Raw genomic sequence first — 11,783 nt, 5'->3', positions numbered from 1 at the left:
TATATCGTCATTAGCTAAGAAAAGGATGGTGAATGAACCTGGGATGGGCGATGCCGCTGGCCCTGGCGGCACTCGCCGGCAGCGTCTGGGGTTGGTGGGGATTGGCCGGTGGTGTCTGCATATGGGGGATGGCTGTCCTGTTGGCTGTGGCACGCGGCCGATGGCGGTGGCTTGCGATGCTCGTCGTGGCGGGGTTATGCGCGTGGCAGGTCACCGAACAGCGCGTCGGCACGTTGCCCGAGGGCTTGTCGCGGCAGGACGTCACGCTTGCCGGTCAGGTGACGCAGATAAGTGAAGGCCAAGGGCTGACACGCATGCGCATCGCGGTCACGCACTGCGTGCCTCAAGAGACCGATTTACCATCATGCGATTCGCTTTCACGGGTGCGATTGTCCTGGTACGACGCGCCGCCCTTGCAGGTCGGTGACCGTTGGCGATGGCGCGTGCGTCTGCGTCCGCCGCAGGGGTTTGCCAATGGTTATGGCTTCGATTACGCGGCCTGGCTATGGCGCGAGGGCATCCAAGCGACGGGGTATGTGCGTGATTCGTCCGTGACACAGCGTTTGAGTGCCGCGTCTTCGAATATGCGCGATGCCGGCTTGGCATTTCTGGATACACAGGGGTTGTCCGAGCTTGCTACTCGCTGGTTGGCGGCGCTTACTCTGGGCGCGAGCGGGCGTCTGACGCAAGACGACTGGGACTTGCTCAACGCGACCGGCACCACGCACCTGATGGTCATATCCGGGTTGCATGTCGGCTTGGTGGCAAGCGTGGCGCTGGTGTTGCTGCGCCTGCTAGCGCGAGGCGTGACACCAGGGCATTGGCGCCTTGCGACTTGGCCATGGTGGTTGGCGGGGGGTGCGACTCTGGCATATGCGGGCATGGCGGGGTTCGAACCGCCTGCGCTACGCGCCACGGTAATGGCCTTGCTGGGACTGTGGGTGGCCAGCGGACGTCACGCCCCCGGGCCCTGGCAGGCTTGGTGGCTGGCCTTGTTAGTGATCGTGGTTAGTGATCCTCTTACGGTGTGGCGCCCCGGGCTGTGGCTATCATTTCTGGCGGTGGGCGTGTTGATCGCTGCATGGCAGGGACGCCCCGCCCCGCGTGGGGTGAAGGGATGGCTATGGGCATTGGGACGCTCGCAATGCTTGCTGGCACCTTTCATGGCCGCCGCCGTGCTGGTCGGTTTCGAGCGGCTGGCGCCGGTAGGGCCGTTGATCAATCTGCTGGCGGTGCCACTGGTCGGCAGTATCATGGTGCCGCTGGGCCTGCTGGGCTGGGCGCTGGCTTGGTCGCCGAGTTTGGCGATGATCCCCTGGGGGATGTTCGATGGACTCGCTCAGGGCGTCTGGAAAGGACTGACGCTGGCTGCCGCATGGTTGCCTGTGTGGTCACCGCCGATATGGGAGACATGGCCGCTGGCGTTGATATTGGCCGCATTGGGCGCGGTATGGCTGATCCCTGGTTTGGTGGGGTATCTACGCCTGTGGGCCTCGGTAAGCCTTTTTGCCCTGGCGTTTACTCTGCGTCCGCCGGGTATTGCACCGGGGCGGGTCGTAGTCACCGTTCACGATGTGGGGCAGGGGCAGTTGGTCGAGCTGCGTAGTGCCACGCAGCATTTACTGTTCGATACCGGGCCGCGCTATGGCTCGGGGTTTACCCCCGCTGAGTCACTATGGCCACCGGGGCGGCACTTCGACGATATCATCGTCAGTCATAGCGATCGCGATCATGCCGGTGGGGTGGGAACGATTGATGAGATGCATCATGTCGCGCGTTGGTGGGGGCCGCCAGATATGTCGGTAGGCATCGCCACACGGGCATGTCGCCGGGGGGTGGGGTGGCGGCGAGATGGCGTCGACTACCGATTTCTATCGCCCGTGGCGGATGACGTAACGCGCTCCGACAATGATCGTTCGTGCGTATTGCAGGTGACGGCTGGCGAGCAGCGCTTGTTGATCATGGGGGACGCGGGGGGCTTCGTCGAAAGGCGCTTGCTTGCAGGGCTCGAATCCCCGTTGACTGTTCTGGTTGCAGGGCATCATGGCAGTCGTACGAGTTCCTCGCAGGTGTTCGTAGCCCGCACCCGGCCGGAGCACGTCATCTTTAGTGCCGGCCGGGACAATGCGCATGGGCATCCGCATCCCGAGGTGGTGCGCCGTTTTCGTCGCGCCGGCAGCTGCTTATGGAATACCGCCACGGACGGTGCGTTGCGTTTCACGCTGGGCGTACCGGCGCCGCGCATGCATCCAGCGCGCCCGCCCGGCGGTGTCGAAGGGGCGTGCATTGGGGTAGAATCCGGCGATTGATACGTGTGTATCGTATTGCCTAATTCAGTAGTTGCCCCTTGAGTGGGGTGAGCAAGCCTCTCAACCAGCGGAGACGCCGTGAGAAACGCTACCAGTTGGTCCCTTTACCGTCGCTTGCTGGGATACGTTAAACCGCATTGGAAGGCATTCATGGCTGCCGTGGTGGGGTACGCTATCTATGCGGCCTCGAGCACCGCGTTGGCGGAGATGATGAAGCGCTTGATCGATGGCATCCAGAATCCCGATGCGGCTTTTCGCCTGATGTTGCCCCTATTCGTGATCGGCATGTTCGCGGCACGGGGCGTGGGGACATTCCTGGGCACCTATTATATGAGCGATGTGGCCCGTAATGTGGTCCATGCGTTGCGCTGCGAAGTGTTCAACCACATGTTGAGCCTGCCGGGGCGTTTTTTCGACATGCACTCCAGCGGCCATCTGCTGTCACGCGTCACTTATCATGTCGAACAGGTGACCGGTGCGGCGACCAACGCCATTACCATCATTCTGCGTGAAGGCCTGTTCGTGATCGGCCTGGTCAGTTACCTCCTCTGGACCAACTGGATGCTGACGTTGATCTTCTTGGCCGTTACACCGTTGATTGGCCTTGTGGTCAGTTACACTAGCAAGCGCTTCCGGCGCTTGTCTCGGCGTATTCAGAACTCGATGGGCGATGTCACCCACGTCGCTTCCGAGGCGCTATCGGGTTATCGTGTGGTACGTACTCACGGCGCCGAAGGCTATGAAAAGGCGCGTTTCGCTAAGGCCAGTGATTACAACCGCGAACAGAGTATGAAGGTGGCGTTGACCAAGGCCGTCAGCACGCCGGTCATCCAGTTATTGGTGGCGCTTTCGCTGGCGGGATTGGTATGGCTGGCGATGTCGCCGGCCTTGATGGCCTCGATGACGCCGGGCGAGTTCGTGGCCTTCATCACCGCTGCGTCGCTGATGGCCAAGCCGGTGCGGCAGCTCACCGAGGTCAATAGCACGATCCAGAAGGGGCTGTCGGCCTCGCAGGAGTTGTTCGGCCTTCTCGAGCAACCGCCCGAAGTCGACGAGGGCACCTATGTGCCGACGCGCATCGACGGACGTGTGCGTTTCGAGGGTGTTCGCTTTCACTATGGCGAGGACCAGGGCGAGGTGCTCAAAGGCATCGATCTGGATATACCCGCTGGAGAGATGGTCGCTATCGTGGGCCGTTCCGGCAGTGGCAAGTCGACCCTGGTGAGCTTGTTGCCACGCTTTTATCGCCCCACTGAGGGACGAGTGATGTTGGATGACGTGGACATCCAGAGCTACTCGCTATCGCCGCTGCGTCAGCGCATCGCGCTGGTCTCCCAGCAGGTAACGCTTTTCAACACTACCATCGGTGCCAATATTGCATACGGACACCCCGAATCCGACCGGGAAGCCGTCGAGCGCGCTGCCCGCGCCGCCTATGCGCATGAGTTCATCGAGCGTTTGCCCAATGGCTATGAAACCGTCGTCGGCGATAACGGGGTGATGCTGTCCGGCGGCCAGCGGCAGCGTCTAGCCATCGCGCGGGCGATTTTCAAGGATGCCCCTGTGCTGGTGCTCGACGAGGCCACCTCGGCGCTGGATACCGAGTCCGAGCGTTATATTCAGCAAGCGTTGGAAACGGTGTGCCGCGGACGCACGACCTTTGTCATTGCTCATCGCTTGTCGACCATCGAGCGTGCCGACCGTATTCTGGTCATGGAGCAGGGCGAGATCATTGAAAGTGGCACGCATACCGAATTGCTGGCGCAGGATGGCGCCTATGCCGCGCTTCACCAACTGCAATTCCAGGAGGCCGAGTGAGTCGCTTGCAGGATGCCTGGTACCGTGACGCGGCCTGGCTCATGCCGTTGCGTCCTTTGGCGGGGCTGTATGCTTCGGCCATGGGGGCGCGACGCAGGGCCTATCAGCGTGGCACGAAGACGGTCTGGGAACCCCCAGTGCCGTTGATCGTGATCGGCAATCTTTCCGTGGGAGGAACCGGCAAATCACCCTTGGTGGCATGGATGGCGCGTTGGCTTACCGAGCGTGGCTGGCGACCGGGTATCGTGTCGCGTGGCTATGGTGGGCACGCACGTCGCTATCCGCTGTACGTGACGCCGGAAACATCGCCTGCGGAAGCAGGTGACGAACCGGTCATGCTCGCGGCGCAGACAGGACTGCCCGTCGCGGTCGACCCCGACCGCCCGCGCGCCGCGCGCAAGCTGGTCGCCGCCGGTTGTGACATCCTGCTGTCCGATGATGGGCTGCAGCATCTGGCCATGGGGCGCGATATCGAACTCGTGGTGGTGGATGGCGCGCGCGGCTTCGGCAATGGTCGCTGTCTGCCCGCGGGACCGCTGCGCGAACCGCTTTCTCGGTTGGAAGACGTGGACGCAGTCATCGGCAATGGCCCCCTGCAGCAGGACTTGCCGGTGCCTCACTACAGCATGCATCTGAAGCCGTCGCGTTGGCGTCATTTGATCGATGACGTTTGCTACCCCATCGAGGGGCGGCCGTTCAATGGGCGCGTGCATGCGCTGGCGGGGATCGGTCATCCATCGCGTTTCTTCGAGACGCTAGCGGGACTGAACGTCGAATTCGATCCTTGTCCGTTGGCCGATCATCATCGTTTCGACGCCGCCGACCTGCAATTTTCCGACAATCGTCCGGTGGTCATGACGGCCAAGGATGCGGTCAAATGTCGTCCTTTCGCGCACGAACGGTGCTGGGTACTGGATGTCGAAGCGCATCCCGATCCGGCGCTGATGACCTGGCTAGAAGGCCGCTTGGCGGCGCTGACCGAGAGGTGAACCATGGATAAGCAAATGCTGGCAATGCTGGTGTGCCCACACTGTCAGGGCAAGCTCAAGTACGACCGCGAGCGCGGTGAGCTCAAGTGTTACTTCGATGGCCTGGCATATCCCGTGGAAGACGAAATCCCGGTGATGCTGGCAGAACAAGCGCGCCGCATGGACGCTGACGAGAAGCTGGCCAAGACCCGTAGCAGCGCCGGAGAAGCACGGGATGACGCGACATGAATGAGGTGGTCGTGGTGATACCGGCGCGCTATGACTCGTCGCGTCTACCGGGCAAGCCCCTGTTGGATATCCACGGCGAGCCCATGATCGCGCGCGTATGGCGACGCGCCTGCCAAAGCGGGGCCACGCGTGTAGTAGTGGCCACCGATGATGAGCGTATCGAGTCGGCCATGCGGCCCTATGAGGCCGAGGTCATGCTGACTGAGCGCGATCATCCCTCCGGTACCGACCGTCTCGCCGAAGTCGCGGTACGCCTTGGCTTGGATGCCGATACCATCGTGGTCAACGTGCAAGGCGATGAGCCGCTCATTCCGGCGTCGCTGATCGACCAGGTGGCACGACGTCTCGCCGACGATGCGAGTGCCTCGATCGCCACTCTGGCGGAGCCCATCGGCAACGTCGAAACCTTGTTCAATCCCAACGTGGTCAAGGTAGTGCGCGATCTATACGGGCGCGCCCTGTATTTTTCCCGGGCGCCGGTGCCCTGGGACCGAGAGGGCTTCGCCCAGCGTCCCGAGCATCTCGAGACCGATGCCTGGCTGCGCCATATCGGGCTCTATGCGTACCGAGCCGGTTTCCTGGCCGAGTATGTGGACTGGCTGCCATCGCCGCTCGAGCAGTTGGAACAGCTCGAGCAATTGCGTGCCATGCATCATGGGCATCGCATTCAGGTGGCGCTGGCCAGCGAAGCCCATCCGGCGGGGGTCGATACGCAGGAGGACCTTGACCGGGTGCGTCGCCTGATCATCGAGGAGGAGAGCGCGACATGATCCGTATTCTCTTCGTGTGTCTGGGCAATATATGCCGCTCGCCCACTGCCGAAGGCATTGTCAGGGCGCGTTTGCATGCGGCAGGCCTCGCGGAGGCCGTGGCGCTCGATTCCTGCGGCACCGGGCGCTGGCATGTGGGGGAGTCGCCCGATCCGCGAGCTCAGGAGGAAGCGCGGGCACGAGGCATCGACATCGCCTCGCTATGCGCGCGCCAGCTCCGTATCGACGACTTCCATGCGTTCGATTACCTGCTGGCCATGGACGCCGACAACCTAGCTCATATGCGACGTATGGCGCCTGCCGACTGTCAGGCGCATCTCGGTCTGCTGCTGGATTTTGCAGGGACCCCCGGACGCTCGGTGCCGGATCCGTATTACGGAGCGGGGGATGGTTTTGCCAATGTGTTCGCCTTGATCGAGCAGGCTGCCGACGGCCTGATCGAGACCTGTCGTCAACGCCTTGAAGTGCAGCGTTCGGAGCCTGGCGATGGCGCTCGCTAAGGCCGCGACACTCGATAATACGCTAGGGTTGCCCTGTCGTGCGGAGCGTTTCATCGTGGCCACCACGCACGACGAGATACGCAATGCGCTGGTCATGGCAGCGGATGATGCGGCGCCGCTCAACATCGTGGGCGGCGCCAGCAATCTGATCTTGGCGCCGCGTCTCTCGGGGGTGACCTTACAGGTGGCGTGTGACGATTGGTGGTGGGAAGAAAGCGACGACCAGACGATTCTCGTATACGTGCAGGCAGGATTGTCCTGGCACGATCTTGTCACGGCATGCGTCGAACGCGGCTGGTGGGGCATCGAAAACCTGGCGTTGATTCCCGGCCATGTCGGCGCCGCACCGATCCAGAATATCGGCGCCTACGGCGTCGAGCTTGCCGACGTGCTGGAGGCGGTCCATGTCACGCACTGTAATGATGGCCGCGAAGCCGTTTTCTCGCGCGATGATTGTGAATTCGCCTACCGCGACAGTATTTTCAAACGCGCCTTGGCGGGGCGTGTCGTGGTAACGCAGGTGGTGCTGAGGCTGTCGCGGAGTCCTTCGCCTCGCTTGGGCTACGGCGATCTCGCCAAGCGTGTCTCGGTGCATCCCGAAGTGCGAGAGATCTTTGATGCTGTGTGTGCCGTAAGACGTGAGAAATTGCCCGATCCCGCCGTGCTGGGCAACGCCGGCAGCTTTTTTACCAACCCTGTGCTCGAGGCGACCCAAGCCGAGCGTCTTCTGCGAGAATATCCTGCGATGCCGCATTTTCCGCAACCGGATGGAAGCGTCAAGCTGGCCGCGGGATGGTTGATCGAGCGTTGTGGCTTCAAAGGGACGCGCTGGGGCGCTTTTGGTGTGCATGAACGCCAGGCCTTGGTGCTGGTGCACTTCGGTGGTGGCGACAGGCAGGAACTGTTGGCACTGGCCGATCATATTGGCGATACAGTCCATCAGGTATTTGGGGTGATGCTGGAGCGAGAGCCGCGCCTGATGGGGTAGCTGGGTCCGCCTGCGTTCGCCCAAGGTGAGCCGACCATAAAAAACGCCTGAAGGATCGCTCCTTCAGGCGTTTTTTTATGTCTGGAAGGCGGCCGACTCGGCCGCCTTGGGGCTTAGGCGTTGTCGTCGCCGCGGAAGAGATTTTCCTGGAGACGATGGCGCTGTTCGCGTGGGTCGTTGTGGGCACGACGACGCTGACGCGGTGTGGCCGATTCCTGGGGCGCTTGCGACGCTACCGTGGTAGTGGCTGCCGGAGCGGATGTTTCCTCGGCGCGAGGTGTGGCTGTCGGTGCCGGAGCCTCGGCCGGGGTCGTAGGTGTTTCCTCGGTGCTGGCCGGTGCGTCGGTTGCGGCCGGCGTTTCAACCTCGGGCGCCGGTGTGGGCGTCGGGGTCGAAGCCGAGCTGACCTCTGCTTCGGCGCTATCCTTGGACGTTGTCGCGGCGATCGTATCGGTAGTAGCGTCGTTATCGTCTTCTATCTGCGAGGACGACGTCACGTCATCGTTGGCCGGCTTGTCATCGCTCGCCTGAGCCGCAAGGGGCTCGGTGGGCGTAGACGGCTCGGATTTCTCGTTCGCGGCCGATGCGTCGCTAGCCTGCGGGGCGTGCTTCTCGGCCGGAGAAGCTGTGCCGCTTTTCTCTGTGAGATCTGCCTCTTTGAGGTCTGCCTCCTTGGGAGCTGCTTCGACGGTCTCGTCGGCATCCTCTGGAGCGGCTTGCGTCGGTGCCTGTGCCGGAGAGTCGTCAGCGGGCGCTTGTGAAGAGCCATCAGCAGGTGCTTGTGAAGAGCCATCAGCAGGTGCTTGTGAAGAGTCGTCAGCGGACGTTTGTGAAGCGTCATCAGTGAGAGCATCTTCCGACGTCGCCTGGGCGGCGGGACGTTCGGTGCTATCCGCTTCAGGCGTCTGCGCTGCTACGTCTTGCGGCGCCTCGGTAGTGCTGCTCTCCACCGGTGCTTCGGTCGGGCGCGATGGCGTTGCCGCATTCTTGCGGGATTTATCCGCTTGGGCGCTATCATCCGTATCCGTGCGCGGCTGCGTCTCGCTGGGCGATGTCGTCGCCTCGGACGTCGTTTCGGTCACGGTGGATGATGCCGTCTCGCTCGGCGTGGCACTCGCTTTGTCTTCTGCCGGCTTGGCGGGCGAGGGCGCGGCGCTGGCGGTTTCACCTTGGACGTCTTGCGCCGGTTCGCTTGCTGCTTCTTGCTGCTGGGCTTGCAGTTTTTCCTGCTCGGCGACGGATTGCGGATTCACGGCATGCTTGCGGCTGCGCCGGCGCGGGTTATTGCGCGTGCGCTTCGGCTTGCTGTCTGCCTTCGGCGTTTCGTCTTGTGCTGGAGAGGCCGTGGCCTTGTCATCGGGCGTCGCTTGTGATGCAGACTCCGACTTGGGCTTATTGGCCTTGGCGTCCTTGTTGTCCGCGCGGGACTTATTGGATTTACCGGCGTTACGCGCTTCGTTGCGACCGTCGTTACGAGTGTCCTGCTTCGCGTTGTCGCCATTACTGGCGTTTTCGCTACGTTCGGCATTGTTCGACTTGCCGGAGCCACGCGAAGGCCGCGAATTACGGTTGGATTGCGAGTTATTGCTCTCCTCGCGACGGCCTTCGTTGCGCGATGCCTGGCGCTCTTGCGATTCCTCGCCATTGCGACGCCGGCGGTTATTATTGCCATTGCGGGCGTTGTTACCAGCGTTGTTGCTATTGCTGGACGCTGTATCGCGGCGCGTATCGTCGGTGTCGCGTGACGTCTGACGCTGCTGCTTGTCGGCGGTTTTCTTGTCGTCAGAACGTCCCGCTTGGTTGTTGCCGTTACGGTTGCGTTGCTGCGAGGAGTCCGTCGTAGACTTGCTGGCCGCGCGCTTGGGCGACTCGGCGCCGGACACGGCACTCTGTGACGAGGCGCCCTGTGACGAGGCGGCGCTGTCATCGCCATTGAGCAGCTTGCCGAGTCCCTTCACCATGCGTGAGAAAAGCCCACCTTCGGGGGCTGTTGCAGGCGTCGTGGCGGCGCTCGATGTAGAGCTCGCTGCGCTCGACTTGTCCTGAGGCTCGGCATCGGTCTGCAGCGAGGTAGGTGCCGGAGCGTTGTGCGCAATGCTCTTGACCGCCGCTTCTGCGCGCTGCACCGGTTTTTCGAGCGCCGGGTCGGGTTCCTGCGTCAGCTCGGTTTCGGTGGCTAATTCGAAGCTCGAACGCTGGCCGTCTTCTTCATTGACTTGATCGTCGCGCAGACGCTGCATGTCGTAATGCGGCGTATCCATGTCAGGGTTGGGCAAGAGCACGACCTGGACGCCTTGCCGCTGCTCGATGTCGTTGAGCACGCTGCGCTTTTCGTTGAGCAGATAGGTTGCCACCGGTACCGGGAGAACCGCGCGAATCTGCGAGCTGCGCTCCTTCATGGCCTCTTCTTCGATGAGGCGCATGATGGACAGCGAGATGGAGCGTACATCGCGGATGGTGCCTTGACCGTTGCAACGCGGGCAGACCACGCCACTGGTTTCGCCGAGCGAGGGCCGCAGGCGCTGGCGCGACATTTCCATCAGACCGAAACGCGAGATGCGTCCGATCTGCACGCGAGCGCGATCGAGCTTGAGTGCATCGCGGACACGGTTTTCCACTTCGCGCTGATTCTTGGCCGGCGTCATGTCGATGAAGTCGATGACCACTAGGCCGCCGATGTCGCGAAGCCGCAGTTGCCGTGCGATTTCGTCGGAGGCTTCGAGATTGGTCTGTAGCGCAGTTTCCTCGATGTCGCTGCCGCGCGTGGCGCGTGCCGAGTTGATGTCGATGGACACCAGGGCTTCGGTGTGGTCGATGACCACGGCGCCGCCGGAGGGCAGCTTGACTTCACGCTGATAGGCGGTCTCGATCTGCGACTCGATCTGGAAGCGCGAGAACAGCGGAACGTCGTCAGCGTAGAGCTTGATCTTGTTCTGATAGGAGGGCATGACCTGGCGGATAAAATGCAGGGCTTCCTCGTGTACCTCGGGACTGTCGATCAAAACCTCGCCGATATCGTGGCGCAGGTAATCGCGCATGGCGCGGATGATGACGTTGGACTCGCGGTAGATGAGGAAGGGCGCGCTACGCTTGCCGGCCTCCTCGGTAATCGCTTCCCATACCTGCACGAGGTAATCCATGTCCCACTGGAGTTCCTCGGAGGAACGCCCGATCCCGGCGGTGCGCACGATGACGCCCATCTTATCGGGAACGGTGAGCTGGCCCATGGCATCCTTGAGCTGTGCGCGGTCGTCGCCCTCGATGCGCCGCGAGATGCCGCCGGCGCGGGGATTGTTGGGCATCAGTACGAGAAAACGCCCGGCCAGGCTGATGAAGGTGGTCAGCGCGGCGCCTTTGTTGCCGCGTTCTTCCTTATCGACCTGGACGATGACTTCCTGACCTTCCTTGAGGACTTCCTTGATATTGGGACGCCCGGAAGGTTCTTTGGTGAAGTACTCCCGCGAAATTTCCTTGAGCGGGAGGAAACCGTGGCGCTCGGCACCGAAATCGACGAAGGCTGCCTCGAGACTGGGCTCGATACGCGTGATGCGGCCACGGTAGATGTTGGCTTTTTTCTGTTCCCGGGCACCGGATTCGATGTCCAGGTCATACAGGCGTTGTCCATCGACGAGCGCGACGCGCAGCTCTTCGGGCTGTGTCGCATTGATGAGCATTCGTTTCATGCAAGTCTCACTGACTAGGCGTGCCGGTCTAACGACAAGGCGTGGCAACGACGCGTCGAATCGTTTGCTTGCATGCTTGTGCTCAGTGCATGTCGTGACGATGTCTTGGCGACCCAGAGGGTCGTGGACGACAAGACAGGCATACCAACGGTCGTCATCGCCCGGCGGGGACGATGCGCGTGATGATGGCCGCCGAATGCGGTGGACGAGGGGGCCCGCCAGCGCTTCGAGGGGTGTTCAACTTCGTTATCCCGTTCGTATCGATCCTGTCGTATACATCCCTGAACACTGTAAGAGCATGTTGAGTACGCGGCGGAGGCAGGACGTGTCCCGGCGGGAGTGTGCCCGTCCGGCCCTGCGGTCATCCACCAGACAGCTAGCAATAAGTCGATTCGGCGACGCCGGCCCCGGCACGGTGTTTATGTCACCCCGTGTGGTGGCGCAGAACATATCGTGCGCCCCTGGCGGGCATGGCGTTCCAAACGTTTCGTTTCCCCT

The 11,783-nt window shown here is 62.2% G+C and carries 8 protein-coding genes; 7 read left to right on the top strand and 1 reads right to left on the bottom strand.

Annotated elements, in window-relative coordinates:
- Positions 1-32: 32 nt before the first annotated feature.
- From LUN51_RS09030 to murB, 7 genes are all read left to right on the top strand, one after another.
- Complete coding sequence (locus LUN51_RS09030; protein ID WP_277811000.1) at positions 33-2,309, top strand: DNA internalization-related competence protein ComEC/Rec2; 2,277 nt, start codon at positions 33-35, stop codon at positions 2,307-2,309.
- Between the two features lie 78 nt (positions 2,310-2,387).
- Entirely contained in the window at positions 2,388-4,127 is a 1,740-nt protein-coding gene (gene msbA, locus LUN51_RS09025; protein ID WP_277810999.1) for a lipid A export permease/ATP-binding protein MsbA, read from the top strand.
- Positions 4,124-5,116: a tetraacyldisaccharide 4'-kinase gene (gene lpxK, locus LUN51_RS09020; RefSeq protein WP_040243683.1), complete on the top strand. Its 993-nt coding sequence runs from the start codon at positions 4,124-4,126 to the stop codon at positions 5,114-5,116. Before msbA ends, lpxK begins: the two co-directional genes overlap by 4 nt.
- A 3-nt stretch (positions 5,117-5,119) precedes the next feature.
- On the top strand, positions 5,120-5,344 hold the full coding sequence (locus LUN51_RS09015) for a Trm112 family protein (RefSeq protein ID WP_040243681.1): 225 nt from the start codon (positions 5,120-5,122) through the stop codon (positions 5,342-5,344).
- Positions 5,341-6,114: a 3-deoxy-manno-octulosonate cytidylyltransferase gene (gene kdsB / locus LUN51_RS09010; protein WP_277810998.1), complete on the top strand. Its 774-nt coding sequence runs from the start codon at positions 5,341-5,343 to the stop codon at positions 6,112-6,114. The genes LUN51_RS09015 and kdsB overlap by 4 nt, the downstream gene beginning before the upstream one ends.
- Positions 6,111-6,614 (top strand): low molecular weight protein-tyrosine-phosphatase, encoded by a 504-nt coding sequence (locus tag LUN51_RS09005; RefSeq protein ID WP_277810997.1) that lies wholly within the window; start codon positions 6,111-6,113, stop codon positions 6,612-6,614. The genes kdsB and LUN51_RS09005 overlap by 4 nt, the downstream gene beginning before the upstream one ends.
- Positions 6,601-7,602: a UDP-N-acetylmuramate dehydrogenase gene (gene murB, locus LUN51_RS09000; protein WP_277810996.1), complete on the top strand. Its 1,002-nt coding sequence runs from the start codon at positions 6,601-6,603 to the stop codon at positions 7,600-7,602. Before LUN51_RS09005 ends, murB begins: the two co-directional genes overlap by 14 nt.
- A gap of 113 nt (positions 7,603-7,715) precedes the next feature.
- Here the strand turns inward: murB and rne are convergent, their stop codons facing one another.
- Positions 7,716-11,285, bottom strand: coding sequence for a ribonuclease E (gene rne, locus LUN51_RS08995; protein ID WP_277810995.1), 3,570 nt, complete (start codon positions 11,283-11,285; stop codon positions 7,716-7,718).
- Positions 11,286-11,783: the final 498 nt, after the last annotated feature.

The organism is Chromohalobacter canadensis (genome assembly GCF_029544075.1).
In the GTDB taxonomy this organism is placed as follows: domain Bacteria; phylum Pseudomonadota; class Gammaproteobacteria; order Pseudomonadales; family Halomonadaceae; genus Chromohalobacter; species Chromohalobacter canadensis_A.
The sequence above is the reverse complement of the archived record's forward strand: the minus strand, read 5'-3'. Positions and strand labels throughout refer to the sequence as shown.

Coding starts and splice junctions, on each gene's coding strand:
- LUN51_RS09030 (WP_277811000.1), top strand. CDS start 33: ATGAACCTGGGATGGGCGATGCCGCTGGCCCTGGCGGCACTCGCCGGC.
- LUN51_RS09015 (WP_040243681.1), top strand. CDS start 5,120: ATGGATAAGCAAATGCTGGCAATGCTGGTGTGCCCACACTGTCAGGGC.
- kdsB (WP_277810998.1), top strand. CDS start 5,341: ATGAATGAGGTGGTCGTGGTGATACCGGCGCGCTATGACTCGTCGCGT.
- LUN51_RS09005 (WP_277810997.1), top strand. CDS start 6,111: ATGATCCGTATTCTCTTCGTGTGTCTGGGCAATATATGCCGCTCGCCC.
- murB (WP_277810996.1), top strand. CDS start 6,601: ATGGCGCTCGCTAAGGCCGCGACACTCGATAATACGCTAGGGTTGCCC.
- rne (WP_277810995.1), bottom strand. CDS start 11,285: ATGAAACGAATGCTCATCAATGCGACACAGCCCGAAGAGCTGCGCGTC.